Here is a 26,991-nt window from a genome sequence, read left to right as displayed (position 1 = left end):
AAAAAACACCCGATATGCATTACCACGCAGAGCATGGTAACGAGGGGGATCTGGCATGAAGGATTTTAAAATCAGGCAAAGGCCAGAATACCTTCCTGATCTAACGCTATGGAAACCTTATCCCCAACAGACAAAGGCTCAGAAGAAGTAGCAACTAACCGGGTTCCGTTAACATCCACAATATAGCGGCAGTGATCCCCCATAAACTGCTGCTCTGCCACTCTAAGCTCACTATCGTTATCAGGCCGGATAATCACTTGCTGCGGGCGCAGAAGCAGAACGCACTCCTGTCCCGGAGCTATCTCCTTGTCGGAACTTGCAGAGATCTCTCCAAGCGAGGTTTTATAGATGCCCTCTGATATTCTCCTGGCTGGCAGGTAACTGCCACCACCTAAGAAATCAGCCACAAACTTACTTGAGGGCCGGTAATATAGCTCACCCGGGCTGCCAAACTGCTCTATTACTCCTTTATTCATTACCGCCATTTTATCGGCAAAGGCAAAAGCTTCTTCACGGCTGTGAGTAACAAAGATCGCTGTTACGCCCTGGCTTTTAAATATCTTTCGGATCTCAAGAATCAGGGCGTGCCTTACCTGTGTGTCGATGTTGGAGAAAGGTTCATCCAGTAGCAGAAGATCCGGCTGATAAGCTAACGAGCGTGCAATCGCAACCCGCTGCTGCTGACCTCCGGAAAGCTGATGCGGATAGCGCTCTCCATAGCCATTTAAATGCACCAGAGAAAGCATCTCTTCGACTTTCTTTTCTTTCCCGGCTTTAGATTGATTTTTCAATCCAAAGACAATGTTTTCAGCCACGGTTAAGTGAGGAAAGAGCGCATAATCCTGAAAGATCATACCAATATTACGCTTTTCCGGAGCGATCCAGCGCTTTCCATCATCCAGAAGTTGATCATTAAGGCTCAGGTTTCCTGAACTCAGCGGAATCAATCCCGCGATCGCTTTCAATAAGGTTGTTTTTCCACAGCCACTTGCGCCAAGCAGACAGACAATTTCACCTTTATCAACTTTCAGGGAAAGAGACTCAAGTACGACCTGCTGTTCGTACTTACAAACTAAATCTGTAATTGAAAGAGTACTGCTCATTAATGTGCCTGCTCCAGTGAACGGTTAACGACAATTAGCGGGATTAAACCGACCAGAACCAGAAGCACTGCGGGTAATGCAGCCAGCTCCAGGTGTTCGTCGGATGCAAAGTTATAAACATAGGTTGCCAGGGTTTCAAAGTTAAAGGGCCGCAAAAGTAAAGCGGCATTCAGCTCCTTCATGGACTCAATAAAGACCAGCAGACCTCCCACCAGAATACCTCTGCGGATCATAGGAAGGTGTATCCGGCGTAGCATCTGACCCGGCTCGCACCCCATGGTTCTTCCCGCCATATCCATCGACGGAGAGATCTTATTCAGGCTGCTTTCCACACTACCAATCGCCACTGCAGAAAAGCGCACTACCATGGCAAAGATAATAGCAAACATAGAGCCGGACAGAATAAGTCCCGGCCGTCCCCATTCCATCAGCTTAGCAATATCATTTATCCAGTGATCCATGGTTAATACCGGTGCCATCACACCAATAGCCAGAACCGTTCCCGGCACGGCATAGCCTAAAGAAGAGAGCCGGATAAGTGCCAGACTGACTCCCGACTTATCCAGACGATAAGCAAAGTTAACCACTAAAGCCACCATGATTGCCGCAATTGCAGCAAGCACGGACACCTGCAGGCTGTTTAGCGCATAGGCTTTAAATTCAGCGGTCCAGCTTTCAGCCAAATATTGAAACGCGTAAATAAGTAACTGGCCTAAGGGAAAAATAAAAGCGACAGAAATCAGCCCCCAGCACCAGATTAGTGCCAACCATTTTTTCCAGCCGGTGAGTGCATAACGGATATCTTCATGGCTACTGAAACTGCTCTGGAATAGCTTTTGTTTGCGCCTGCTGTATCTTTCTCCGCTTAGCAGCAGAACCACCACAACCAGCATAATGGCCGAAATTTTCGCGGCAGCATTTAAGTTTGAATACCCAAGCCAGGTATCGTAAACCGCAGTAGTTAATGTGTTCACCGCAAAATAACTAACCGTACCAAAGTCTCCCAAAGCTTCCATAGCAACCAAAGAAAGACCAACGGCAATTGAGGGCCTTGCAAGCGGAAGCGATACCCGTTTAAAGCTTTCCCACGGAGAACATTTCAGTAACCGCGCTGATTGCAGCAGACTCACACTCTGCTCCATAAAAGCTGCACGCACCATCAGATAAACATAGGGATAAAATACCAGAGCCAGAATCAGAGTCGCTCCCGGCAGGGTTCTGAGATCAGGAAACCAATATTCTCCGGCTCCCCACCCTGTCATATCTCTGATAAAAAATTGTATCGGCCCGGCATAGTCAAACCAGTCGGTGTAAATATATCCGACGATATAACCGGGCATAGCAAGAGGAAGAACCAGTGCCCACTGAAGGACTTTCTCTCCCGGAACCCGGCACATTGCCATCAGCCAGGCAGAGGGAACGCCAAAAAGCAGAGCCAGAATCATTACTCCGGAAACCAGAGCAAAAGTATTCAGGGTATAAACAGGTAAAACAGTGTCAAAAAGGTGAGTAAAAAGGCCCTCTGTTTCACCGAAGGATAAGTAGAAAATTGCCAGAATAGGTAAAACCAGCAGTAGGGCTGTAGCCCCGCTGCCGGTTTTCCAGAGCTTAAAGGTTTCTTTGGTCATCAAAGATCAAACTTCACTTCGTCAACCAGTTTCACCGCGGTAGCATGGTGCTTTGCAATCTCTTCCAGCTTCAGAGTATCAGCAGTGAAATCGCCCCATGACTCAACCAGAGCAGAGCGCTTAACACCTTCTTTAACCGGGTATTCATAGTTCACTTCTGCGTACATCTGCTGAGCTTTATCACCCGTCAGGAACTCCATCAGCTTCTGAGCATTTTCACGGTTTGGTGCATATTTAGCCAAAGCCATACCGCTAACATTTACGTGTGTGCCGGTTGTGTTCTGATTCGGGAAATTGATGTAAACAGACTCAGCCCATGCCTTCTGGTTTTCATCGTTCACCATCTTGCCAAGGTAGTAGCTGTTACCCAGAGAAACGTCACAAAGGCCTTCTTTGATGGCTTTAACCTGAGCACGGTCATTGCCCTGTGGTTTACGGGCAAGGTTAGCTTTTACGCCTTCCAGCCACTGCCTGGTTTCAGCTTCACCTTTATGAGCAATCATCGCAGAGATCAGAGATACGTTATACGGATGCTTGCCTGATCGGGTACAGATCTTTCCCTTAAATTCAGGATTAGTCAGATCGGCGTAATTAAAGTCAGCACCTAACCTGCCCACTCTGTCACGGGATGAGTACAGACTGCGGGTTCTTACTGTCAGGGCAAACCACTCATCCTTACTGTCACGGTATTGAGCTGGAATATTTGCTTCAATAACATCACTATCTAACGACTGAACAACGTCTTTCTGTACCAGTTCCACCAAGCGACTGATATCTGTGGTCAGAACAACATCCGCAGGACTGTACTCTCCTTCCTGAACCATTTTTTCTGCCAGACCTTTCTTGGCAAATTTCACATTGACCTGAATTCCGGTCTCTTTGGTAAATTCGTCAAACATTGGCTGAACCAGAAATGGCTGGCGGTACGAATAAACATTAACTTCTTCCGCCGCGAAAGAAGAAGTGGCAAACGCACTAAGTGCTACTGTGCTAAGAGCAATGATTTTTTTCATAAATACATCCCAACTAGATTTACTTTCTTGCAAATGATAATAGTTATTAGTTGCGTTATTGTATTCAAATTTACTCTGCCTGCAATAGTACTGAACGTAAAAAAGCCTGCTTTTCAGCAGGCTTTATTATGTTTTTTAGTAATAAGCTATTACTTAAGTGATACGAACTCTGGGTAAGCTACGATACCGCAATCCTGCATATCCATACCTTCCATCTCTTCGTCTTCAGAAACTCGGATACCAACTGTCGCTTTAAGTACAGCCCATACTGCAAGGCTAGCTGCGAATACCCAACCGAAGATGACTGCTGCACCCAGAAGCTGAGCACCGAAAGATGCGTCGCCATTGCTTAGTGGCACAACCATGATACCGAAGAAACCACATACACCGTGTACAGAGATAGCACCCACTGGATCATCAATCTTAACTTTATCCAGAGCCAGGATGCTGAATACTACGATTACACCTGCAACTGCACCGATAGCTACTGAGAACATTGGCGATGGTGATAGTGGGTCTGCTGTGATTGCAACCAGACCAGCCAGTGCGCCGTTCAGAATCATTGTCAGGTCAGCTTTGCCCCACATTGTCTTACATACTAGCAGTGAAGCAATTGCACCTGCTGCTGCTGCTGCGTTCGTGTTCAGGAAGATCTGACCCACTGCTGTTGCGTTTTCAAAGTCAGATACCATCAGCTGAGAACCACCGTTGAAACCGAACCAGCCTAACCACAGGATAAATGTACCAAGCGTTGCAAGAGGCATGTTTGAACCTGGAATCGGGTGAACTTCACCATTCTTACCATATTTACCTTTACGGGCACCTAGTAGTAGTACACCCGAAAGTGCTGCTGCTGCACCAGCCATGTGAACGATACCTGAGCCTGCGAAGTCACTGAAACCTGCTTCAGAAAGGAAACCGCCGCCCCATGTCCAGTAACCTTCAACCGGGTAGATTACACCTGTCAGTACTACTGAGAAGATTAGGAATGCCCAAAGCTTCATACGCTCAGCAACCGCGCCAGATACCACTGACATTGCTGTTGCTACGAATACCACCTGGAAGAAGAAGTCAGATTCCAGAGAGTGGTCTGCGCCTTCAGCCTGAGTACCAATCAGAGCACCCAGTGATGGCAGGAAGCCGCCTTCTGCGTTATCAACATACATGATGTTGTAACCAATCAGCAGGTACATGGTACAAGCGATTGCGTATAGTACGAAGTTCTTAGTAAGGATTTCTGTTGTGTTCTTAGAGCGGACCAGACCGGCTTCCAACATTGCGAAACCTGCTGCCATCCACATAACCAACGCACCCGAAATTAGGAAGAAAAATGTATCCAGTGCGTAACGTAATTCTGTAACTGTAGTCGTTAATTCCATCGTAATATCTCCAATCGCTTAAAGTGCTTCTGTATCCATTTCACCAGTACGAATACGCACTACCTGGCTCAGGTCGTAAACAAATACTTTACCGTCACCAATTTTTCCTGTGTGTGCCGCCTTTGAAATTGCTTCGATAACGCGATCGACATTTTCAGCCTGCGTTGCAATTTCCAGCTTTACCTTCGGCAGGAAATCAACCTGATACTCTGCACCACGATATAGCTCAGTATGACCCTTTTGACGACCAAAGCCTTTTACCTCTGATACCGTCATCCCTTCGATACCAGCATCAGATAATGCTTCACGTACATCATCCAATTTGAATGGTTTGATAATTGCGTTGATAAGTTTCATTGCATCCCCTTTGAGCAAAAAGTTTTTTAACACTTATAGGGTAATCAAGAGGCGTGCCAATTTTTTAACTTGTTGTTTTACATAGAATTGAGTGATTTACATCACATTTTGCAGAAAGTGATGCACAATTTTGGTGCAGAAGAATCACCCGAATGATGCGCGATTTATGTACGACCCAATTTTGTGCAAGGAGATAACTTGAGGAGAAAAGAGAAGTAAAAATCAGCAAAGAAACTCGAGAAATGACTTCAGCAGCTCTTCAAAATCTTCCAGACCACAAGCTGAAGTGCTTTCGCTGTCGTAGAAATCAAACTCGCTCTCTTCATCTGAGTCGTAAGAGAGGACGTTTTCCTGAATAATCACATCATCGGAAGAAAGGTAGGCAGAGATCTCTTTACCGCGCAGGGTAACTTCTCCGGAAAGGCCGGTTTTAAGCTCTGCTACAGTCTCAAGCAGCGCATTGATTTTCTCTTTATCCGCCGTCAGCTCTTCTTCCAGCCAGCGCGCAACGACTTCGTGGCCCATGCTGCATTTGATGCGGATACCGCCGGTTAAGGTGTTTTTTGTGAATTGGTATTCCATGGGGGAAAGAGCCCTCGGTTTTTGGGCCCTGGGCCCTGGGAAAATGGTAATACTTGAGTTCAGGCATAAACCTTAGCTCAGGGTGCGGATTTTAATGTGGTGAACCTAGGAGTCAAGTACACCTAAATTCCCAGGGCCTAATAGGGCGCAGCCCGTCCCAGGGCCCAGGGCCGAAAAAACAAAAACGCCCCCGAAACCGGAGGCGTTTTATCAAAGACTTAAGAGTCGGATAATCCTACGGATTATTGACCTTTAACTTCTTTAAGACCGTTGTAAGGAGCTTTAGCACCTAGAGCTTCTTCGATACGGATTAGCTGGTTGTACTTAGCAACACGGTCAGAACGGCTCATAGAACCAGTCTTGATTTGGCCTGCAGCAGTACCTACCGCTAGGTCAGCGATAGTTGCGTCTTCAGTTTCACCAGAACGGTGAGAGATAACAGCAGTGTAACCAGCGTCTTTAGCCATCTTGATTGCAGCTAGAGTTTCAGTTAGAGAACCGATCTGGTTGAACTTGATAAGGATAGAGTTAGCAATGCCTTTCTCGATACCTTCAGCAAGGATCTTAGTGTTAGTTACGAACAGGTCGTCACCAACAAGCTGGATCTTGTCGCCAAGTAGTTTAGTCTGGTGTGCGAAACCATCCCAGTCAGACTCGTCAAGACCGTCTTCGATAGATACGATTGGGTAATCTTCAACTAGACCAGCTAGGTAGTGGTTGAACTCTTCAGAAGTGAATACTTTACCTTCACCCTTCATGTTGTAGTTACCAGCTTCTTTGTCGAAGAACTCGGAAGCAGCACAGTCCATAGCTAGAGTAACGTCTTTACCCAGCTCGTAGCCAGCTAGCTCAACAGCTTCTTTGATTGCAGCTAGTGCAGCAGCGTTAGACTCAAGGTTAGGAGCGAAACCACCTTCGTCACCAACTGCAGTGCTCATGCCTTTGCCTTTAAGAACTTTAGCAAGGTTGTGGAATACTTCAGCACCGATACGCAGACCTTCTTTCAGAGTCGCAGCGCCAACAGGCTGGATCATGAATTCCTGGATATCAACGTTGTTATCAGCGTGCTCACCACCGTTGATGATGTTCATCATTGGTAGAGGCATAGAGAACTGACCTGGAGTGCCGTTTAGTTCAGCGATGTGCTCGTATAGAGGCATGCCTTTAACAGCAGCAGCAGCTTTAGCAGCAGCTAGAGATACAGCTAGGATTGCGTTTGCGCCGAAGTTAGCTTTGTTGTCAGTGCCGTCTAGGTCGATCATGATCTGATCTAGTTCAGCTTGAGCTTTTGCGTCCTTACCAACTAGTGCTTCAGCGATTGGGCCGTTTACAGCTTCAACTGCCTTAAGAACACCTTTTCCTAGGAAACGTGCTTTGTCACCGTCACGTAGCTCAAGAGCTTCGCGAGAACCAGTAGATGCGCCAGATGGAGCAGCAGCCATACCTACGAAACCGCCTTCTAGGTGTACTTCAGCTTCTACAGTTGGGTTACCACGTGAGTCGATGATTTCACGACCTAGAACTTTAACGATCTTAGACATTAATGTTTCCTCTCGTTTCTATATTAAATGTCATAACTAATGAACGGTTGAACAACAAAATCAACCGCCCGTATCCTTACTTACTTTCTAATTCACCGCGCTGATATTCACCAGCAGCTTTTACGAATCCAGCGAACAGCGGGTGGCCATCGCGCGGAGTCGAGGTAAATTCAGGGTGGAACTGAGCCGCAACAAACCAAGGGTGTGCCGGGTTCTCAATTACCTCAACAAGCTTCTTATCCGATGACAGGCCAGACACTTTCAGACCCGCTTTTTCGATTTGTGGACGAAGGTTGTTGTTAACTTCATAACGGTGGCGATGACGCTCATGGATCTTCGCATTACCGTATAGTTCGTGTGCCAGCGTGCCTTTCTCAAGGTGACATAGCTGCGAACCAAGACGCATAGTACCACCAAGGTCTGACAGCTCGGTACGTTCTTCAACTTTACCTTCGCCGTCAACCCATTCGGTGATCAAGCCTACCACAGGGTACTTGGTCTCTTTGTTAAATTCTGTTGAATGTGCACCTTCAAGGCCAGCTACGTTACGAGCGTACTCGATAAGCGCAACCTGCATACCCAGACAAATGCCAAGGTAAGGCACATTGTTTTCACGTGCGTACTGCGCAGCGCGAATCTTACCTTCTACACCACGGTCACCAAAACCGCCCGGTACAAGGATTGCGTCAAGGCCTTCAAGGACTTCTTCGCCTCTTGACTCAACGTCTTCTGAATCTACGTACTTAATGGTGACGTTCAGGCGATTTTTCAAGCCTGCGTGTTTTAACGCTTCGTTCACCGACTTATAAGCATCCGGAAGCTGGATATATTTACCAACCATACCGATAACCACTTCACCAGTTGGGTTAGCTTCTTCGTAGATTACCTGTTCCCACTCTGAAAGGTCTGCTTCAGGAGCCTTAATGCCAAAACGTTCACAAACCAGATCATCCAGACCTTGAGATTTAACAAGTTGAGGGATCTTATAGATAGAGTCAACGTCTTTCATTGAGATTACAGCTCTTTCCTGCACATTACAGAAAAGTGCGATCTTCTTACGCTCGTTTGCAGGGATCATGCGATCGCTACGACAAACAAGAATGTCAGGCTGAATACCGATAGACAGTAGCTCTTTAACAGAGTGCTGAGTCGGCTTAGTTTTCACTTCACCAGCAGCAGCAAGGTAAGGAACCAGAGTCAGGTGCATAAACATAGCACGCTCACGGCCCAGCTCTACAGCAAGCTGACGAATAGCTTCCATAAATGGTAGTGATTCGATATCACCAACCGTACCACCAACTTCTACAATCGCCACATCATGGCCTTCAGAACCTGCAATTACGCGGTCTTTGATTGCGTTAGTGATATGTGGAATAACCTGAATGGTGGCACCAAGATAGTCACCGCGACGCTCTTTACGAAGTACGTCTGCGTATACACGACCAGCAGTGAAGTTGTTACGCTTGGTCATCTTGGTGCGAATGAATCGCTCGTAGTGACCAAGGTCAAGGTCAGTTTCAGCGCCATCTTCTGTTACAAATACTTCACCGTGCTGAGTCGGGCTCATTGTACCCGGGTCAACGTTGATGTACGGATCAAGTTTCATCATGGTCACTTTAAGACCACGAGCTTCCAAGATCGCTGCTAGAGATGCTGCTGCAATACCTTTACCTAGTGAGGATACAACCCCGCCAGTAACAAAAATGTAATTTGTCGTCATGTTTAACCTGAAATTGGTTGAATGAGGGAAATGAGTACTTTCTGGACGGGACGTAAATATACCAGAAGCCCTTTACCACCACAACGTGAAACTTATCACAGACGTGTTTTTTATTTTTTGCTTCAAATCAAATCAACAACTAACGGTACTACGTTCGGGTTATGCACTCTCAGGCCCTGGGCCCTGGGTTCGGGCTTCGCCCTGCTGGGCTCTGGGAAGATACCCCCTCCCAGGGCCTATAGGACGGAGTCCGTTCCCAGGGCCCTTTTAACTTCCTCCCAAAACCCATCCAGCTCTTCCAAACTATAATCCGTAAGCTCCTTCCCTTCCCCCCGAACAATCGCTTCAACCCCTTTAAACCGCTTACTAAACTTAATATTGGCTTTATTAAGAGCAACTTCCGGATCTTTGCCCAGATGCCTGACCAGGTTTACGGTAGCAAACAGCAGATCGCCCAACTCTTCCTCTACCCGTTCTTCATCCGGGGTAACCTGATGGGCTTCATCGACCACTTCGTCGATTTCTTCCCGGACTTTATCAACTACCGGGCCAAGGGTTTTCCAGTCAAAACCGTATTTGGCGCATTTTTTCTGGATCTTGTTGGCTTTGGACAGGGCTGGCAGAGAGTTAGGGATCGCATCCAGAATGCTTTCTTCTGTTTTTCCCTTTTCGGCTTTTTCTTTTGCCTTTTCCAGTTCCCAGTTGGCGTTTATCTCTTCGTCGGTGTCAAACTCTGAATCGGAGAAGACGTGAGGGTGGCGGCGAATCAGTTTTTCGTTGACGGTTTCTACCACCTCTTCGAATTTAAAGTGGCCTTCTTCCTGTGCCATCTGGCTGTAGAAGATGATCTGAAACAGCAGATCACCCAGCTCTTCTCTGAGGTTTTCCCAGTCACGGTTATGGATGGCATCGACCACTTCATAGGTTTCTTCAATGGTGTGAGGGACTATGGTGTCGAAGGTTTGCTTTAGATCCCAGGGACATCCTTTCTGCGGATCTCTTAGGGTGGTCATTAGTTCTAACAGCTGGTCTATTGGCTGACTCATTGTTATCTAACTCTTGTATGGTGTGGTTACGTTTGGTGATATCCGGCAGGTGTGCAGGTATCGAACACAGACACGCATAAACCCTTCCCTGGGGCTCGGCTTTGCCATCCATGGCAAAGACGGTCTGCTTATCGATACCTGCACACCTGCCTCAATTGAGTTTTGTGGGATCCTAACTCAGCCTTTTTACTGATACTACATCTTTGATTTGTTCAATGCGGGTTAGAATTCTTCCCAGAATTTCAACACTTTGAACTTCAATGTCAAAATCCATAACTGAGATTTGGCGTTTATAGTCAGTACGGCTCTTCATACCGGACACTTTCAGCTTTTCATTTGCCAGAAGCGTGGTGATATCTTTTAACAGTCCGCTTCGCTCAAGGGCCTCTACGCGAACCGTCAGAATATAAGAACCGACAAAACCGCCACCCCAGACAGTATCAATAATACGTTCCGGTGCATGAATGCGCAGCTCGGCCAGTTGTTCACAGTCGGCGCGGTGAACTGAAATACCGCGCCCCTGAGTGATATAACCGGCAATGGCGTCACCCGGAATTGGCTGACAGCAGCGGGCCAGGTGAGTCATCAGATTATCAACGCCTTCAACAACAACGGCATCTTTATGCGGCCTGCTTTGAGCTGGTGCTTTGGCTTCCGACTCCTGAAGCTTCTCCAGCGCCTGCTGATCTTCTTCTTCCGCGGTTGGCTTATTTACCAGAGCATTAATGTGGTTGATGATCTGGTTAATTCTTAAATCACCGCTGCCTACACCAACGTACAACTCATCCGGCGTGTTTACATTGAAGCGTTTTAGCGCGTACTCACTGGCATCTTTCAGGTTAGCCCCTATCTTGGCTAACTCGGCTTCCAGGATCTCACGACCCGCTTCCAGGTTTTTTTCACGGCTCTGTTTGCGGAACCAGGCATTAATTTTTGCGCGGGCACGTCCTGAGAGAACAAAGCCCATGGAAGGGTTTAACCAGTCACGGGAAGGGTTTGGCTCTTTTGCCGTAATAATCTCAACCTGATCGCCCATTTCCAGTTTATGAGTAAACGGAACGATTCGTCCTGCGACCTTGGCACCGATACAGCGGTGACCCACTTCAGAGTGGATGTGGTAGGCAAAATCCAGAGGTGTTGCGCCCATTGGCAGGTCTACAACATCACCTCGCGGGGTAAAGGCGTATACGCGGTCATCAAATACCTGACTACGCAGTTCATCCAGCATTTCTCCGGAATCAGACATCTCTTCCTGCCAGTCAAGCAGCTTACGCAGCCATTTGATTTTCTCGTCGTAACCACTGCGACCGCCTGAGCTGCCTTCTTTATATTTCCAGTGAGCCGCAACACCAAGCTCAGACTCTTCATGCATCTGATTGGTACGGATCTGGATCTCAATGGTTTTGCCTTCCGGCCCCAGAATAACGGTATGGATAGACTGGTAGCCGTTTGGTTTAGGGTTGGCAACGTAGTCGTCAAACTCGCTGGGAAGGTGCTTGTACTTAGTGTGAACAACACCAAGTGCTGCATAACAGTCCTGCAGCCTTTCTGCAATAATGCGCACGGCGCGCACATCAAACAGCTCATCAAATGCCAGACTCTTCTTCTGCATTTTGCGCCAGATACTGTAAATATGTTTAGGACGGCCACTCACTTCTGCACGGATATCGGAAGCTTGCATCTCCTGCGTCAGGTCGTTAACAAAGTCTTCAATATACTGCTCGCGATCAATCCGGCGCTCGGAAAGCTGTTTGGCAATTTGTTTGTAGGTTGCTGAATGCTGGTAGCGGAAAGCGTAATCTTCAATTTCCCACTTTAACTGACCGATACCAAGACGGTTTGCCAGTGGCGCGTAGATATTGGCACACTCTTTAGCAGCAGCCTGACGAACCTCATCCGGCTCATTTTTCACTTCACGAAGATTACAGATACGCTCAGCAAGCTTGATGATTACACAGCGGAAGTCATCCACCATTGCCAGCAACATGCGACGAACGTTATCCACCTGTCCCGATGCAGCACTGCCTTCCAGTGTAACGTTAAGCTGACCTATGGCCGCCATTTCGTCTACGCCTTCAATAAGCTTAACGATTTCCTTACCGTAGTCTTCTTCCAGAGCTTCCTGATCGAAATACCCGGCAGAAACAACAGGGAAAAGCTGAGCGGCCACCAGCGTTGGTCTGTCCATGGAAAGCGTGATAAGGATTTCAATCATCTCACGTCCGCGCCAAAGCAGGAGTTGAGCATCTTCTTTTCCTTCAAGAAGTTCCTCACACTGTCTGTAGACTTTAATCAGCTTATTGCCGGTCTTTTTTTCCTGCTTCAGGCTGGAAATCCATTCTTCCAGCTCAAACTCTTCATCTTTCTTTAAGTGCGCACCACGTACAGCAACCATTTTCTTTCCTAGCTTGTTCTTCCGGTGACTTTCCCGTCACCACGGTTTTCTATTTTTCAAATAAAGCAATGGATTCCAGATGACCGGTATGCGGAAACATATCCAGCATACCCAGTTTCGTCAGCCGGAAACCTTGCTGAGTCAAACTCTGACTATCTCTGGCTAGAGTAGCAGGATTACAGGAAACGTAAACTACGCGTTTCGCTCCGAGCTCAGAAACTTGATCTACGATTCCGGCAGCTCCCGCACGGGCAGGGTCTAGCAGAATTTTTTCAAACTTAGATTTAGCCCACTCGCGGTCGGACAAATCTTCTTCCAGGTTGGCCTGATAAAACTCTGCGTTGGTGACCCGGTTTATTTCAGCATTCTGCTTCGCCTGAACCACCATCTCATCCACACCTTCAATACCAACCACTTTTCTGGCCTTTTGTGCAGCAGGAAGACTGAAATTGCCCAGCCCACAGAAAAGGTCCAGTATGGATTCATCTTCCTGAATATCCAGCCAGTCCAGCGCCTTAGCGACCATCTTCTGGTTCACCTTACGGTTTACCTGAATAAAGTTAGTCGGCAAAAACGGAATCCGGACTCCGGCTTCACTGTAAGCAGGCATATCACCAGTAACCAGCTCCAGCTCTTTATCAGACTGAAGATACAAAGACACATTTACCTGTTGTGCAAACTCAACCAGCTTATCTCTGTCTTCCTGAGGAAGCGCTCGAACATAACGCAGCAGAACAACCGGAGTATCATCGCCCAAAACAACTTCGGCATGCCCTAAATTGGCGCTCGCCTTCAGCTTTGACAGGCAAGCTTTTAACTCAGGCAGAAGGCTATTTAAAGCAGGATCCAGAACAGGACAGTCCGTCACGTTCACAACCTGCTTACTCTGTTTCTTGCGAAAACCAAACCGCAGCTCGCCACTGCGCTTATCCACCAGCAGACTAAAACGAGCCCTTCTGCGGTAGCCCTTTTCATCCCCGGTTACCGGTGCTTCAAGCTTAATATCCTCTTTAGCAAACTTGGCAAACAACTGCTTTAAAGACTGACACTTGTACTCAATCTGATCCTCGTGAGAAAGGTGCTGCATATTGCACCCGCCACACTCTTTGTAGTGAGGACAAAAAGGCTCCACCCTTTTACTGCTTTCCGATAACAGCTTAATCAGGTTGCCACGTGCATATTTGCTCTTACTCTCAGTTAGCTGCACCAACACCTCTTCACCGGGCAGCGCCCCCTCAACAAACACCGGCTTTTTATTCAGATAACCTATCCCCGCACCATGATGGTCAAGGCGTTCAATCTTCACCTGCTGATGTTTTTTCTCAATTTGGGATTTCTTTTTGGGTTGGAAGAAGCGGGCCATTTAGTTGTTCCATAAGTTGTGTTTACAATCAGTTGCATGCTAACGATTTATTCCTTCCCGAAGCCTTACTTGAGGGCTGTAAGCAGGTATCGATAAGCAGACCGTCTTTGCCATGGATGGCAAAGCCGAGCTACAGGGAAGTATTTATGCGTGTCTGTGTTCGATACCTGCTTATAGCCCGGCGCGCACAGACCCCCACAAATATCACTATTCTAGTCTGCAATGATTGTAGAAATTCAATGCTTTGATACTATTTTCACATATCCAGATTCGAATGTAATCACAGAACATGACCAGATATGGCTTACGCGCCCGCGTAATCACATTAACTTTAGCGCCAACACTAATCATTGGCCTGCTTTTAAGTGCCTTCTTCACATCAAATCGTTATAACGATCTTGAGTCTCAACTTGTTGATTCCGGTACCAGTATTCTTGAACCTCTGGCCATTGCCAGCGAATACGGCATGACCCAGGAAAGCCGCGAAGCCGTCAGACGACTTATCAGCTACGCCCACAGAAAAAATTCTGAAATAGTCCGAAGTATCGCCGTATTCGATGCCAACCATGAACTGTTTGTAACCTCGAACTTTCACCCAAACTTTGCCTCGCTCACCTTTCAGCTTAAAGATAAGCCCATCCCCCTGCTAACCCAGATAGAACAGCATGAAAGGCGAATGATCCTTCGCGCCCCCATCGTAGCCGAAGGACAGTTCTCACAACTGGACGGCACCATCTCCGATCCCAATCAGGCCATGGGCTACATAGCCATGGAGCTGGATACCTCGCCACTAAGGCTGCAACAGTATCAGGAAATCTTCGCAGCACTACTCGTTCTGGCGCTTGGTCTGGGCATGTCAGGCTTTTTCGCATACAGCCTGATGCAAAACGTAACCCAGCCTATCACCAACATGAAAAAGACCGTCGACAGAATTCGTCGCGGCCACCTCGACTCCCGTATCGAAGGGAAAATGCATGGCGAGCTGGATTCCCTGAAAAACGGTATCAACGCCATGGCCGTTTCCCTCTCCGAATACCATGTGGAGATGCAAAACAGTATCGACCAGGCCACGTCCGATTTGCGGGAAACACTGGAACAGCTAGAGATTCAGAACGTTGAGCTGGACATCGCCAAAAAGCGCGCACAGGAAGCCGCCCGGGTTAAGTCCGAGTTCCTGGCTAATATGTCGCATGAGTTAAGAACCCCGCTAAACGGCGTTATCGGCTTTACCCGCCAGATGCTTAAAACTCAGCTCTCCTCCAGCCAGACAGATTATCTGCAGACCATTGAACGCTCTGCCAACAACCTGCTCAATATCATCAACGATATTCTCGACTTCTCTAAGCTGGAAGCCGGTAAACTTCTTCTGGAAAATATCCCGTTCGAATTCCAGGAAACCCTTGAAGAAGTGGTCGCCCTTCAGGCAACCAGTGCGCACGAAAAAGGTCTGGAGCTGACACTGAAAATTGACCCTAAAGTTCCTTCAGGACTGATTGGTGACCCGCTTCGTCTGCAACAGATCCTCACCAACCTCGTAGGCAACTCCATTAAGTTTACCGAACGCGGCAATATCGATATCAGCATAGAAATGCGCAACCAGAAAGACGGAGCCGTTGAGCTGCAGTTTATGGTCAAAGATACCGGAATCGGAATTTCCGAACGCCAGCAGGCGCAACTGTTCCAGGCATTCAGTCAGGCCGATGCCAGCATTTCACGCCGTTATGGCGGTACCGGGCTAGGTCTGGTTATCACCCAGAAACTGGTTGCCCAGATGGGTGGTGAGATAAGCCTTACCAGCCGCCTGCATCAGGGCTCAACCTTCTGGTTTACCATCAGACTGGAAACCACCAATCTTCCTCTGGGACAAAGTTTTGATTCTCAGTACCTTGCTAACCGGCGCATTCTTGTTATCGAATCCAATATGCAGGCCGCATCAGTTATTCAGCAACAGCTAAGCCTGGAAGGGCTTCTGGTTACCTACCAGACATCCCCTCCGGCTATGTTTGAGAAACAAGATTGCGTTCTGCTCTGTCTGTCACCTAAGAACAGCTACGACCTGGAAGAGGTTCAGGGAATGATTCAGGTTATCAAACGATACTCTGAGCAGATCATTGTCGGAATTCCAAGCACAGAACTGGCCCTGGCAGAAAAACTGATTAACGACAGCAGTATTCAATGCATGACCAAACCTCTGTCACGAAGAAAGCTGCTCACTTCACTTGCCCAGCACCAGTTAGAAGCCGGCAGCACAGAAACCGTACAAGAAAGAGAGCCTGAAAAGCAGGAACAGAAAAAACTACCATTAACCGTGATGGCGGTGGATGACAACCCGGCAAACCTGAAACTTATCACAGCTCTTCTTACCGAGCGCGTAGAGCACGTGGTCTCCTGCACCAATGGCTCCGATGCCATTAAGGAAGCGATGAAATGTAAGTTCGATATGATTCTGATGGATATTCAGATGCCACATATGGACGGCGTTACCGCCTGTCGTCATATCAAGGAAGTCGAACTGAACCATGATACCCCTGTGATTGCTGTTACCGCCCATGCAATGAGCGGAGAAAGAGACCGACTTCTGAATGCAGGAATGGACGACTACCTGACCAAACCTATCGAAGAGCATGTTCTTCAGCAGGTTCTGGTTCACTGGAACCCTAACGCCAACACAGAAGAAGTAGACAAAGTAGAGCTGCCTCCGGCAGAAGCAGATTTACCACAAAACAAACAAAACCCGGATGTCATCGTAGACTGGCAGGCAGCACTAAAGCAGGCCGCCAATAAAGAAGATCTGGCCAAAGAGATGCTGCAGATGCTTATCGACTACATCGCCGAAGTGGATCAGGTCGCAGAACAGGCACTAATGGACGATAACTTCTCCACAGAAGAACTTCTGCATCATATCCACAAACTGCACGGCAGCTGTTCATACAGCGGCGTTCCTAAGCTTAAATCTATTTGTGCTCTGATTGAGAAATCACTGCGTTCCGGGATGAGCATTATGGATATTGAGCCGGAATTGTTTGAGCTTCAGGATGAGATGGAGAAGGTTAGGGAGACTGGGAGGTTGTATTTGTAGGTTATGGGGTTATGGGGTTATGGGGTTATGGGGTTATCAAGATTTGATTCAACTGCACATGATGTCAAGCTTTTTCAGCTTTTCCCTATAGCCCCTTAGGACGAAGTCCGTCCCCTAGCCCATAGCCCTACTTAGGCCCCTCAAAAATCACCGTCGCCACCGCATACTGCCTTTCATCCGATATCGACAAATGCACCCCCGACACCCCCAGCCCTTCAGCGATTTGCTTTGCCTTATTGGCTAACGTCAGTACCGGTCTGCCGTGTTCGTCATTGCTGACGATAAAGTCGTGGAAGGTGACTCCCTGGGCTATGCCAGTACCTAATGCTTTGGACGCGGCTTCTTTTGCAGCAAAGCGCTTTGCCAGAAAGCGGCCTTTTTGCTTAAGAGAATGGAAGGTTTCAAGTTCAGAGGCAGACAGAATGCGCTCAGCAAACGCATCGCCGGACCTTGAGAGGGCTTTTTCTACCCTCTCAATTTCAGCGATATCTGTGCCTAATCCTATGATGCTCATGCTTTATTCTGACAGCTGAAAGCCGATAGCTGACAGCTTATCGAACGGCCGCCATAGCTGCTTTCATATCCGCTACCGCTTTGCTCAGACCATCAAATGCCGCACGGCCAATAATTGAGTGACCGATATTCAGCTCATACAGCTCAGGAAGGGCTGCGATAGGGCCTACGTTGTGGTAAGTCAGACCATGACCGGCGTTCACTGTGATGCCAAGATCGTCTGCGTAGCTTGCTGCTGCTGCGATTTTTTTCAGCTCGTTCTGCTGGTCCAGTTCAGTCTCTGCATCTGCGTAGTGACCTGTGTGAAGTTCGATAAATGGCGCTTCACACTCTTTTGCAGCATCGATCTGCTCGCGGTCTGCGTCGATAAACAGAGAAACCTTGATCCCCGCTTCAGTCAGAGCTTTGGTGGCCGCTTTGATCTTCTCAAGCTGGCCTTTAACATCCAGACCACCTTCGGTTGTCAGCTCTTCACGCTTTTCAGGTACAAGGCAAACAAACTCAGGCTTGGTTTCAACGGCGATTTTCACCATCTCGTCGGTTACCGCCATTTCAAGGTTCATTCGGGTCTGAATGGTTTCGCGAAGAATGCGAACATCACGATCTTTGATATGACGGCGGTCTTCACGCAGATGAATGGTGATACCGTCAGCGCCCGCACGCTCAGCGATTTCAGCTGCGTGCACAGGATCCGGATACTTGGTACCGCGAGCATTTCTTAGTGTCGCGATATGGTCGATGTTAACTCCTAAAAGGATAGAGCTCATTTTATCTACTCCATGATCTGGGGCTCTTTACAAAGAGCTCCCTGCTTTTTAATGGTTTGCCGCCAAGATAAGGCTTCAGGGCTATTCGTGTAAAGCGTTTTGCAGCAATTAACTGCTCTTTTGTCATAAATCGTCGTTCGGCGATGGCAATCAGTTCATTTCCGAGAAAAGTCAGGTTGTCTTTGCGAACGCTGGCGATAAATCCTTTCTGCTCCCGGTACCTATAGGTCATATCAGGGGCTATTGGTTCTCCGGTTCCGGCGCAGTGAAGAAAGTCCACTCCGTAGCCAAGAGCAGAAAGCAGAGCTAACTCAAAGCGACGCAATGCAGGCTCTGGATTTTCTGCCTGAGCAAGTTCGGTTAATGCCTGAAGATAATCGTGAAAAAGGGCCGGATATGGGGTTTCATTTTCAATGACCCGGGCAAGCAGTTCATTGACGTACATTGCCGAGTAAAGATAGATACCGGAAAGTGGTAAACCCAGGCTGATAGGCTCTGCCTGTCGCAGTGTTTTCATTGATCCGCTACCGGACCATTTCATCAATAAGGGGGTGAATGGCTGAAGCGCGCCTTTAAGATTGGAACGCTTACTACGCGAGCCTTTGGACATGATAGAAAGGCGACCAAACTCTTCGCTGAAGACATCAAGGATCAGGCTGCTTTCGCTGTAGGGGCGGCGGTTTAGAATGAAGCAACGTTGAAGTTCTGATCCTTGGGACATTTATAAGGGCCCTAGGTTTCTGGGCCCTGGGCCCTGGGTAAGAAACCAATAATATTTTCACTTCCCAGGGCCCAAAGGACGGAGTCCGCTCCCAGGGCCCAGGGCCTATCGATCTATTTCAACTTCGTTCCCACGCTGGAACATGGAAACGAGTCTTTTCCCAGGGCCCGTAGGACGCAGTCCGTCCCCAGGGCCCAGGGCCTACTATTTATCCAAATCGTCAATATACCCAAGCGAACGCAGCGCACGCTCGTCATCCGCCCAGCCTGACTTAACCTTAACCCAGGTCTCCAGATAGACTTTACGCTCAAACAGCTCTTCCATATCCAGACGGGCTTCGCGGCCTATGGTTTTGATCTTCTCGCCACCTTTACCGATCACCATCTTCTTCTGGCCGTTTCGCTCAACAAGAATCAGGGCGTTGATATGGAAGCCGTCGGTTTCCGGGTTGTAATCGAAGCGTTCGATTTCAACGGTTACCGAGTAAGGCAGCTCTTCACCAGTGAAGCGCATCAGCTTTTCACGTAAGATTTCAGAGGCCATAAAGCGCTGAGAACGGTCGGTTACATACTCTTCAGGGAAGTGGTGCTCCGCCAAAGGCAAATGCTCACGCACATGCTTTCGAATCACATCTGTGTTCTTGCCGTGTTTTGCAGAGATTGGCACTACATCGACAAATTCCATCTTCCTGGAAAGCTCCTGCATATGAAGCATGACATCATTTCTGTCTTTCACGTTGTCGACCTTGTTTACACAAAGTACAACCGGGAAGTCAGACTTCTGCAGCTTGGTCAGCACCATCTCATCATCTTTGGTCCAGTGCGTACCGTCAACAAGGAAAAGCACCAGGTTCACATCACTCAGGGAGCTGTTCGCCGCACGGTTCATCAGGCGGTTAATCGCACGCTTCTCTTCGATATGAAGTCCCGGCGTATCAACATAAATTGCCTGATAGTCACCATCAGTATCCACGCCCATAATACGGTGACGTGTTGTCTGTGGTTTTCTTGAGGTGATAGAAATCTTCTGTCCCAGAATATGGTTCAGCAGGGTTGATTTACCAACGTTCGGACGGCCTACAATGGCAATAAAACCACAGTGCTGATTCTCCGGAGAGCTCGCCTGTGTTTCATGCGTTGCAAAGTATGCATCCAAATCAAATTCGTTGTTATCTTCAGCCATTGGTCAGTCGCTCCAGAGCTAATTCTGCAGCCGCTTGTTCTGCCTTGCGGCGGCTGGTGCCTTTACCAATAACAGGTTTATCCACACCCGCTACATCGCACGAAATCGTAAATTCCTGATTGTGTGCTTCACCCTTAATATTAGCCACAGTGTAAACCGGCAGAGGCTTTTTACGCCCCTGCAGGAATTCCTGCAGACGGGTTTTAGGGTCTTTCTGCGATACACCCGGCTTGATAGCTTCAAGGCGTGACTGGTACCAGGAAAGAATAATTTCCCGTACCTTCTCAATATCGCTGTCCAGATAAATCGCGCCGATAATCGCTTCAACCGCATCCGCAAGAATGGAGTCTCGACGGAAACCGCCACTTTTCAGCTCACCTGGACCTAATTTTAAGTACTCTCCCAGGTCGAATTCACGACCCAGCTCTGCAAGGGTATGACCACGCACGAGCGTTGCACGCATACGGCTCATATCACCTTCGTTTACCTTAGGGAAACGGTGGTAAAGGTCGTCTGCAATGACAAAACTTAAAATTGAATCGCCCAGAAACTCAAGACGTTCGTTGTGTTTACTGTTGGCGCTGCGGTGTGTCAGCGCCAGATTAATCAGCTGGCCATCTTCAAACTGATAGCCAAGCTTCTTCTCTAACTTTGTTAATGGAGTAGTCATACTCTCTCAACTAATCTATGCCACCGATGCGGCTAAAGCGCACACCAGTAGGAATCCAAGAAGGCAGTGCACTGTCTGCACCACGTTCAAACTCAAAGCTAATCCAAATACCGACTGCTTTGCCAACAAGGTTTGCTTCAGGAACAAAGCCCCAGAAGCGGCTGTCTGCACTGTTGTCACGGTTATCACCCATCACAAAGTACTGACCTTCCGGCACAACCCACTCGTTGATACCGGGACGGGGCTTATACAGCGCCGAATTATCAATCTGCAGCGGATTGACCAGAATCTGGTGATCCACTTCACCCAGTTTTTCATCCAGCTGAGCCAGAGGAATACCGCGCTGAACAAACTCACTTTCTACAACATTGGACAGCTTCACAGGCTTGCAGCTTGCTTCGCCCTTTGGCTTGATGCAAAGTTCCTTTTTCTTGCTGTAGACAACGGTATCGCCCGGCATACCGACCACACGCTTGATGTAGTCAATGTTTGGCTGTGGCGGGTATTTAAATACCGCGATATCACCACGCTCAGGCTTACCGGTTTCAACCAGCTCGCTGCGGAATACCGGATCTTTAATACCGTACGAGAACTTCTCCACCAGAATAAAATCACCAACAAGCAGTGTCGGCATCATTGAACCTGACGGGATCTGGAACGGCTCATAAATAAACGAACGAAGCACCAGAACAAATGCGATAACAGGGAAAATGGATACGCTGTTTTCCACCCACCACGGCTGCGCAGCCACTTTTGCTGCCACTTCGCCATCAAGCCCGTTTGTCTGCGCCTGGACATCCGCCAGTTTTTGCTCACGCTTTTTAGCCCAGACAAGCTTCTCAAGAGCCCAGACGATACCAGTCACCAGGGTAACTAAGACCAAAATGAGCGAGAATGTATTAGCCATCTATTTCCCTTAAATCTGCTGTTCTTAAAAAACAATATTCCCGGCGAGGGGGAAACCCTGTCCGGGAATGACAATTTCTTGCACTATTCTGATAGTTGGGTCGTCAAATTAATCTTTGCCGACATGAAGAATAGCAAGGAACGCTTCTTGTGGCAGTTCAACGTTACCGATCTGCTTCATACGTTTCTTACCTTCTTTCTGCTTCTTCAGAAGTTTCTTCTTACGGCTTACGTCACCACCGTAACATTTCGCGATTACGTTCTTACGTAACTGCTTAACGGTTGAACGTGCAATGATGTGGTTACCGATTGCAGCCTGAATCGCGATATCAAACATCTGGCGAGGGATGAACTCTTTCATCTTCTCAACCAGCAGTCGGCCACGCGATTGTGCCTGGTCTTTGTGAGTGATGATCGCAAGAGCATCAACGGTATCGCCGTTAAGCAGTACATCAACACGAACCATGTTAGAAGCTTCAAAGCGCTGGAAGTTGTAATCCAGAGAAGCATAACCACGAGAAGTGGACTTAACACGGTCAAAGAAGTCCAGAACCACTTCAGCCATAGGAATGTCGTAGGTTACCGCTACCTGATTGCCGTGGTAAACCATATCCACCTGAACACCACGCTTCTCAACACACAGTGTGATTACGTTACCCAGGTACTCTGAAGGCACCAGGATATTACAGCGGGCAATCGGCTCACGAATCTCCAGCAGGTCGTTTACCGCAGGAAGCTTAGCCGGGCTGTCCACATACAGGATTTCGCCGTTGGTCTGCTCAACTTCATACACTACGGTAGGCGCTGTGGTGATCAGGTCCAGATCGTATTCACGCTCCAGACGCTCCTGAATGATCTCCATGTGCAGCATACCAAGGAAACCACAGCGGAAACCAAAGCCAAGTGCCGCTGAGTTCTCTGGCTCATAGAACAGAGACGCATCGTTCAGACTCAGTTTGCCAAGTGCATCACGGAAGCTTTCGTAGTCATCAGATGATACCGGGAACAGACCCGCGTATACCTGAGGCTTAACTTTCTGGAAACCAGGCAGTGCTTTTTCACAACCGTGTTTAGCCAGAGTCAGGGTATCACCTACCGGCGCACCCAGAATATCTTTAATACCACAAACCACCCAGCCTACTTCGCCGGTTTTCAGTTCAGTGGTGTCGACCTGCTTAGGTGTGAAGATACCCAGACGGTCTACACCCCAAACCTGATCGGTACTCATTACCTTGATCTTGTCGTTCTTCTTCAGAACACCGTTCTTAATACGAACAAGGGATACAACACCAAGGTAGTTATCAAACCATGAATCGATAATAAGCGCCTGAAGCGGAGCGTCAGGATCGCCTTCCGGAGCAGGAATTGCTGTTACGATATTTTCCAGAACATCGTCAACACCCAGGCCAGTCTTCGCTGAACAGCGGGTTGCTTCCAGCGCATCGATACCAACGATCTCTTCGATCTCTTCGGATACGCGTTCAGGGTCGGCGGCTGGCAGGTCGATCTTGTTCAGAATCGGCACCACTTCCAGATCCATTTCGATCGCCGTGTAACAGTTAGCCAGAGTCTGAGCTTCTACACCCTGACCGGCATCCACCACCAGCAGTGCACCTTCACAGGCAGCCAGTGAGCGTGAAACTTCATAGGAGAAGTCAACGTGTCCCGGTGTATCGATAAAGTTAAGCTGGTAGGTTTCACCATCTTTTGCTTTATAGTCGAGAGTCACACTCTGTGCTTTGATGGTAATACCACGTTCACGTTCCAGATCCATTGAATCCAGAACCTGAGCGTCCATTTCACGCTCACTTAATCCACCACATACCTGGATTAAGCGGTCTGAAAGGGTCGACTTACCATGGTCAATGTGGGCGATAATCGAAAAGTTACGAATGTGCTTCATAGGTTGGTGTGACTAAACTCTTAAAAATAGTGAATGGAAGAAATACTCATCTTTGATGGTATTTCGATCAAGTTGCGCGATTCTACCCAATTTCACGCCTTGCCGCTATCTTCATTTGCATACAAGCTGTCAATTTATACCGGTTTCCAGCGTTTCTCCCAGTACTCTGATAAGAGAAACCGACTGCTGAGACTTGGCCTGAAGACTTTTAGCTATCTGTTTCGCAAGCAAAATACCTGCAGACATAAACAGAATCGCCACTCCGATTATTAAGCCTTCTCCCATACTTAGCATAGGTGCCAGATACAGCTCAGCAATAGCCGCGCCAAGGATAAGGGCAAATATAGGAAGCAGGTAAACAACAGAGGCATACTGGACAAGATTACGCTCTGACAGTCCTATCTCCACCGTTTGCCCGGCTTTGACAGATTTGGAAGTGGTCAGTACCCAGCGGTGTGATTTGTTGCCGACAGCTTTAGAAACGATTCCGGTTCCGCAACTGCTTCTGGATGAGCAGTGGCTGCAACTGGTCTGCTGCTCGCAGCTCAGCTCCAGCCGGTTTCCCTCATCGGTTGCTTCAACGGAAACAACCGTAGCTAACGCGGTAATCATACTACTGCTGCTCCGTTGTCTTCGGCAGGAATGTTACTGAAGCAGCGATCTGCTTGGCCGTTGCAGGCGGAATGTCACCAACAACGGTGATCTCTTTGTTCTCTTTAACAAAGCTGTGCAGGGTTCTTCTGCCCTGGCGGACAAGCTGGCCCTTCAGGGAAGCATCATCTTTTTCAGCAATATAGACCGAGAAGCTGAACAAACCATCACTGTACATCTGGCTTTCAACAACCTTTTCCGTTGTCAGCATTTTGTAGCGGTTCATCTGGTGTGGCTTAAAGCCGTCCGGAATCCATTCAACCTTCCAGAATGACGAGGCCGGTTTCTGCTTAGGAAGGCTGATCACCGAAGGCAGGCGGGCATCGTTCAGTCCGGCCATGACCTCACCGATTTTGTCATTTACCGCATAAGAGATAACTCTGTACTGTTCAAGCACCTCTCCGTCTCTGTCAACCAAATCGGCCCGCATGGGAAGATGACTCTTCTCGTCAATCCACATCACATAGGAATATCTCTGCCCGTCTTTAGGCACTATGCGGATAACCTGTGTGGCTGAGCCGGTTTCCCTTGCCCTTCCCATGGTGACAAAGTCGTAGTACTCACTTATTTCCGTGATATCACTGTCGATAAGAGGAATGAGCGGAGCGACCATATTGTCGGACTTGATGGAGAAAGGTTCGATACCCGGTTCGATGTAGCTGATTTCTTCACCACGACGGATGACTTCCCGAACGGGTCCGCTCAGATAAAGCAGATGAGCCAGGCTTTGTTCATTGTTGCTTGCGTGACGGTATCTTATTGGTTCTATGCTGTTTTTCTTTATCAGAATATAAGACAGCTCATAATTTAGGCTCTGACTGGCCTGATTCATTTGATGCAACAAAGCCTCAGCTGAGATCTCCTCTGCTGAGGCTTGTGGCTGGATCAAACTGAACAGTGTCAGTGCACTGATCAGAAATTTCTTCATTCAACTACCAAATCTGTTTCTTCTTGGCCTTCTGCAACCTGAGTTGCCAGGCGTAGCTGCAATTCATAGTCCTGCAGCATTAAGTTAATTTTACGACGCTTCTCAACCAGAAGCGCTTCATTCTGCTGCTTCTGAGTATTCACTGATTCGCGAGTCAGGCTTACCGGCTCTACGCTACCTGCTACCGGAATAGTCTGAAGTACAGGAAGCTGATCCGGAGCAGATGGGTCTACGCTGCCACCATACTGCTGAACACCCACTATCACAGCTAGAGAGACACTTGCAGCAACTGCTACCTGACCTAACTGAGTCAACCATGAAGGCAACTCTCTTCTCGCTTTAGCCGGAGTAGGCTGAGCCTCAACCATAGGTGTTGTCAGCGGCTTGTGTGCAGGCTCATCTTCTAATGCAGCAGCAACACTTTCAGCAATATTCCAGCTTGGCGTCTCAGGTGCTTCACCTCTCATCACATCACCGATTAAGTGATAGTTTTGCCAGGTTTCTTGCTCCTGAGGGTCTTGTTCCAGTTTTGCTATCAGGGCCTTGTCGACCGTTTCTCCATCCATTAGAGCTGAAAGCAATTCTTTTTCAGACATTCTAGTCACCATAGTCTCTGAGGTTATCTCTGTATTAACGGCTGAATTTTCTTTTCAACCGCCTCCCTGGCACGGAAGATACGCGAACGTACTGTCCCTACCGGGCAATCCATCACTTCAGCAATTTCTTCATAGCTCAAGCCATCCAGCTCTCGCAGAGTCATTGCCGTCTTTAAATCATCAGGCAGCGCTTCTATCGCACTGAAAACAACGCGTTTCAACTCGTTGGACAACGTTAAGTTCTCAGGGTTCGATATTTCTTTTAACGCACTACCCGTTTCGTAATATTCAGCTTCTTCAGCATCCACATCATTTGCCGGTGGCCTGCGCCCCTGTGCAACAATGTGATTTTTTGCCGTATTAACAGCGATTCGATATAACCAAGTATAGAACGCACTCTCCCCTCTGAAACCAGGGATCGCTTTATAAGCCTTAATAAATGCTTCCTGTGCTACATCTGCTACATCGCCAGAATTATTCACGTACCGGGAAATAAGGTTGCAAACTTTGTTCTGATATTTGATCACCAACAAGTTAAACGCTTGCTTATCTCCGTTCTGAACTCGCTCAATTAATACCTGATCGGTCAACTGCTCGTTCATTCGAGCATATACTCCTATGTTTTCGCCCTTACCTTCTCAGATATGAGCATTAATAATGCAAAATGTAGTGTTGACACCACCGCTTACATGAGCACTATTGTGACTTTATATATTTCAGAAAGTTCAAAACTTTCTAAACATTTATTCGATTTATTTGATAGTGTGATGAATAAGACATTTTTGTGCTACCTCGAAATAGTGAGGCCGCAGATGGAGAAATGCAACTTTTTCGCAGTTCACACCATGAAATAAATTGAAGGTGTCGTTAAATCACCACATAATGCTTTGTGTTGGTTGCATATTTTTTTAAGAGTAAGATTTTCACTACTCTAATATAGTTCAGGAT

The 26,991-nt window shown here is 47.9% G+C and carries 23 protein-coding genes; 1 reads left to right on the top strand and 22 read right to left on the bottom strand.

Annotated features, from left to right (window positions below; genetic code table 11):
- Positions 1-71: 71 nt before the first annotated feature.
- The 11 genes from L3Q72_RS02315 to rlmD form a co-directional block, all read right to left on the bottom strand.
- Positions 72-1,103 (bottom strand): ABC transporter ATP-binding protein, encoded by a 1,032-nt coding sequence (locus L3Q72_RS02315; protein WP_275131072.1) that lies wholly within the window; start codon positions 1,101-1,103, stop codon positions 72-74.
- Positions 1,103-2,731, bottom strand: coding sequence for an iron ABC transporter permease (locus L3Q72_RS02310; protein WP_275131071.1), 1,629 nt, complete (start codon positions 2,729-2,731; stop codon positions 1,103-1,105). The genes L3Q72_RS02315 and L3Q72_RS02310 overlap by 1 nt, the downstream gene beginning before the upstream one ends.
- A complete protein-coding gene (locus L3Q72_RS02305) occupies positions 2,731-3,744 on the bottom strand; it encodes a Fe(3+) ABC transporter substrate-binding protein (RefSeq protein ID WP_275131070.1) in 1,014 nt (337 codons plus the stop codon). Before L3Q72_RS02305 ends, L3Q72_RS02310 begins: the two co-directional genes overlap by 1 nt.
- A gap of 149 nt (positions 3,745-3,893) precedes the next feature.
- Positions 3,894-5,123, bottom strand: a complete 1,230-nt coding sequence (locus tag L3Q72_RS02300) for an ammonium transporter (protein ID WP_275131069.1) — start codon at positions 5,121-5,123, stop codon at positions 3,894-3,896.
- Positions 5,124-5,141: 18 nt separating this feature from the next.
- Positions 5,142-5,480: a P-II family nitrogen regulator gene (gene glnK, locus L3Q72_RS02295; RefSeq protein ID WP_275131068.1), complete on the bottom strand. Its 339-nt coding sequence runs from the start codon at positions 5,478-5,480 to the stop codon at positions 5,142-5,144.
- Positions 5,481-5,702: 222 nt separating this feature from the next.
- Entirely contained in the window at positions 5,703-6,062 is a 360-nt protein-coding gene (locus L3Q72_RS02290; protein ID WP_275131067.1) for a YacL family protein, read from the bottom strand.
- A gap of 242 nt (positions 6,063-6,304) precedes the next feature.
- Positions 6,305-7,603: a phosphopyruvate hydratase gene (gene eno / locus L3Q72_RS02285; protein ID WP_275131066.1), complete on the bottom strand. Its 1,299-nt coding sequence runs from the start codon at positions 7,601-7,603 to the stop codon at positions 6,305-6,307.
- A 76-nt stretch (positions 7,604-7,679) separates the two neighbouring features.
- Positions 7,680-9,323, bottom strand: a complete 1,644-nt coding sequence (locus tag L3Q72_RS02280; RefSeq protein WP_275131065.1) for a CTP synthase — start codon at positions 9,321-9,323, stop codon at positions 7,680-7,682.
- A 236-nt stretch (positions 9,324-9,559) separates the two neighbouring features.
- Complete coding sequence (gene mazG / locus L3Q72_RS02275) at positions 9,560-10,369, bottom strand: nucleoside triphosphate pyrophosphohydrolase (RefSeq protein ID WP_275131064.1); 810 nt, start codon at positions 10,367-10,369, stop codon at positions 9,560-9,562.
- 172 nt (positions 10,370-10,541) lie between these two features.
- Positions 10,542-12,764 carry a GTP diphosphokinase gene (gene relA / locus L3Q72_RS02270; protein ID WP_275131063.1) on the bottom strand — a complete coding sequence of 741 codons (2,223 nt, stop codon included), beginning with the start codon at positions 12,762-12,764 and terminating at the stop codon, positions 10,542-10,544.
- Between the two features lie 49 nt (positions 12,765-12,813).
- Positions 12,814-14,127 (bottom strand): 23S rRNA (uracil(1939)-C(5))-methyltransferase RlmD, encoded by a 1,314-nt coding sequence (rlmD, locus tag L3Q72_RS02265; RefSeq protein ID WP_275131062.1) that lies wholly within the window; start codon positions 14,125-14,127, stop codon positions 12,814-12,816.
- A gap of 289 nt (positions 14,128-14,416) precedes the next feature.
- On the opposite strand from rlmD, the gene barA reads away from it, so the two are divergent.
- A complete protein-coding gene (barA, locus tag L3Q72_RS02260; RefSeq protein ID WP_275131061.1) occupies positions 14,417-17,206 on the top strand; it encodes a two-component sensor histidine kinase BarA in 2,790 nt (929 codons plus the stop codon).
- Positions 17,207-17,333: 127 nt separating this feature from the next.
- On the opposite strand, the gene acpS is transcribed toward barA, so the two are convergent.
- The 11 genes from acpS to rpoE all read right to left on the bottom strand — a co-directional run bounded on the left by acpS (position 17,334) and on the right by rpoE (position 26,645).
- Entirely contained in the window at positions 17,334-17,720 is a 387-nt protein-coding gene (gene acpS, locus L3Q72_RS02255) for a holo-ACP synthase (protein WP_275131060.1), read from the bottom strand.
- A 37-nt stretch (positions 17,721-17,757) separates the two neighbouring features.
- Entirely contained in the window at positions 17,758-18,486 is a 729-nt protein-coding gene (gene pdxJ, locus L3Q72_RS02250) for a pyridoxine 5'-phosphate synthase (RefSeq protein WP_275131059.1), read from the bottom strand.
- 1 nt (position 18,487) lies between these two features.
- Positions 18,488-19,207 (bottom strand): DNA repair protein RecO, encoded by a 720-nt coding sequence (recO, locus tag L3Q72_RS02245; RefSeq protein WP_275131058.1) that lies wholly within the window; start codon positions 19,205-19,207, stop codon positions 18,488-18,490.
- Between the two features lie 204 nt (positions 19,208-19,411).
- Positions 19,412-20,389: a GTPase Era gene (gene era / locus L3Q72_RS02240; protein ID WP_275131057.1), complete on the bottom strand. Its 978-nt coding sequence runs from the start codon at positions 20,387-20,389 to the stop codon at positions 19,412-19,414.
- Positions 20,382-21,059 (bottom strand): ribonuclease III, encoded by a 678-nt coding sequence (rnc, locus tag L3Q72_RS02235; protein WP_275131056.1) that lies wholly within the window; start codon positions 21,057-21,059, stop codon positions 20,382-20,384. The genes era and rnc overlap by 8 nt, the downstream gene beginning before the upstream one ends.
- Before the next feature lie 10 nt (positions 21,060-21,069).
- Positions 21,070-21,966: a signal peptidase I gene (lepB, locus tag L3Q72_RS02230; RefSeq protein ID WP_275131055.1), complete on the bottom strand. Its 897-nt coding sequence runs from the start codon at positions 21,964-21,966 to the stop codon at positions 21,070-21,072.
- Between the two features lie 108 nt (positions 21,967-22,074).
- Positions 22,075-23,868, bottom strand: a complete 1,794-nt coding sequence (gene lepA, locus L3Q72_RS02225; RefSeq protein WP_275131054.1) for a translation elongation factor 4 — start codon at positions 23,866-23,868, stop codon at positions 22,075-22,077.
- Positions 23,869-23,997: 129 nt separating this feature from the next.
- Complete coding sequence (locus L3Q72_RS02220) at positions 23,998-24,480, bottom strand: SoxR reducing system RseC family protein (RefSeq protein WP_275131053.1); 483 nt, start codon at positions 24,478-24,480, stop codon at positions 23,998-24,000.
- Between the two features lies 1 nt (position 24,481).
- Positions 24,482-25,447, bottom strand: a complete 966-nt coding sequence (rseB, locus tag L3Q72_RS02215; protein WP_275131052.1) for a sigma-E factor regulatory protein RseB — start codon at positions 25,445-25,447, stop codon at positions 24,482-24,484.
- Entirely contained in the window at positions 25,444-26,043 is a 600-nt protein-coding gene (locus L3Q72_RS02210) for an RseA family anti-sigma factor (protein ID WP_275131051.1), read from the bottom strand. Before L3Q72_RS02210 ends, rseB begins: the two co-directional genes overlap by 4 nt.
- Before the next feature lie 23 nt (positions 26,044-26,066).
- Positions 26,067-26,645 (bottom strand): RNA polymerase sigma factor RpoE, encoded by a 579-nt coding sequence (rpoE, locus tag L3Q72_RS02205; protein ID WP_275131050.1) that lies wholly within the window; start codon positions 26,643-26,645, stop codon positions 26,067-26,069.
- Positions 26,646-26,991 lie beyond the last annotated feature (346 nt).

This window comes from Vibrio sp. JC009, assembly GCF_029016485.1.
Classification (GTDB): Bacteria; Pseudomonadota; Gammaproteobacteria; order Enterobacterales; family Vibrionaceae; genus Vibrio.
Note: the sequence above shows the minus strand (reverse complement) of the source record. Positions and strands in the feature narration are given on the sequence as shown.

Coding starts and splice junctions, on each gene's coding strand:
- L3Q72_RS02220 (WP_275131053.1), bottom strand. CDS start 24,480: ATGATTACCGCGTTAGCTACGGTTGTTTCCGTTGAAGCAACCGATGAG.
- L3Q72_RS02315 (WP_275131072.1), bottom strand. CDS start 1,103: ATGAGCAGTACTCTTTCAATTACAGATTTAGTTTGTAAGTACGAACAG.
- rpoE (WP_275131050.1), bottom strand. CDS start 26,645: ATGAACGAGCAGTTGACCGATCAGGTATTAATTGAGCGAGTTCAGAAC.
- L3Q72_RS02300 (WP_275131069.1), bottom strand. CDS start 5,123: ATGGAATTAACGACTACAGTTACAGAATTACGTTACGCACTGGATACA.
- L3Q72_RS02290 (WP_275131067.1), bottom strand. CDS start 6,062: ATGGAATACCAATTCACAAAAAACACCTTAACCGGCGGTATCCGCATC.
- rnc (WP_275131056.1), bottom strand. CDS start 21,059: ATGACTACTCCATTAACAAAGTTAGAGAAGAAGCTTGGCTATCAGTTT.
- rseB (WP_275131052.1), bottom strand. CDS start 25,447: ATGAAGAAATTTCTGATCAGTGCACTGACACTGTTCAGTTTGATCCAG.
- L3Q72_RS02310 (WP_275131071.1), bottom strand. CDS start 2,731: ATGACCAAAGAAACCTTTAAGCTCTGGAAAACCGGCAGCGGGGCTACA.
- glnK (WP_275131068.1), bottom strand. CDS start 5,480: ATGAAACTTATCAACGCAATTATCAAACCATTCAAATTGGATGATGTA.
- lepB (WP_275131055.1), bottom strand. CDS start 21,966: ATGGCTAATACATTCTCGCTCATTTTGGTCTTAGTTACCCTGGTGACT.
- eno (WP_275131066.1), bottom strand. CDS start 7,603: ATGTCTAAGATCGTTAAAGTTCTAGGTCGTGAAATCATCGACTCACGT.
- era (WP_275131057.1), bottom strand. CDS start 20,389: ATGGCTGAAGATAACAACGAATTTGATTTGGATGCATACTTTGCAACG.
- lepA (WP_275131054.1), bottom strand. CDS start 23,868: ATGAAGCACATTCGTAACTTTTCGATTATCGCCCACATTGACCATGGT.
- L3Q72_RS02210 (WP_275131051.1), bottom strand. CDS start 26,043: ATGTCTGAAAAAGAATTGCTTTCAGCTCTAATGGATGGAGAAACGGTC.
- L3Q72_RS02305 (WP_275131070.1), bottom strand. CDS start 3,744: ATGAAAAAAATCATTGCTCTTAGCACAGTAGCACTTAGTGCGTTTGCC.
- relA (WP_275131063.1), bottom strand. CDS start 12,764: ATGGTTGCTGTACGTGGTGCGCACTTAAAGAAAGATGAAGAGTTTGAG.
- pdxJ (WP_275131059.1), bottom strand. CDS start 18,486: ATGAGCTCTATCCTTTTAGGAGTTAACATCGACCATATCGCGACACTA.
- rlmD (WP_275131062.1), bottom strand. CDS start 14,127: ATGGCCCGCTTCTTCCAACCCAAAAAGAAATCCCAAATTGAGAAAAAA.
- barA (WP_275131061.1), top strand. CDS start 14,417: ATGACCAGATATGGCTTACGCGCCCGCGTAATCACATTAACTTTAGCG.
- mazG (WP_275131064.1), bottom strand. CDS start 10,369: ATGAGTCAGCCAATAGACCAGCTGTTAGAACTAATGACCACCCTAAGA.
- L3Q72_RS02280 (WP_275131065.1), bottom strand. CDS start 9,323: ATGACGACAAATTACATTTTTGTTACTGGCGGGGTTGTATCCTCACTA.
- recO (WP_275131058.1), bottom strand. CDS start 19,207: ATGTCCCAAGGATCAGAACTTCAACGTTGCTTCATTCTAAACCGCCGC.
- acpS (WP_275131060.1), bottom strand. CDS start 17,720: ATGAGCATCATAGGATTAGGCACAGATATCGCTGAAATTGAGAGGGTA.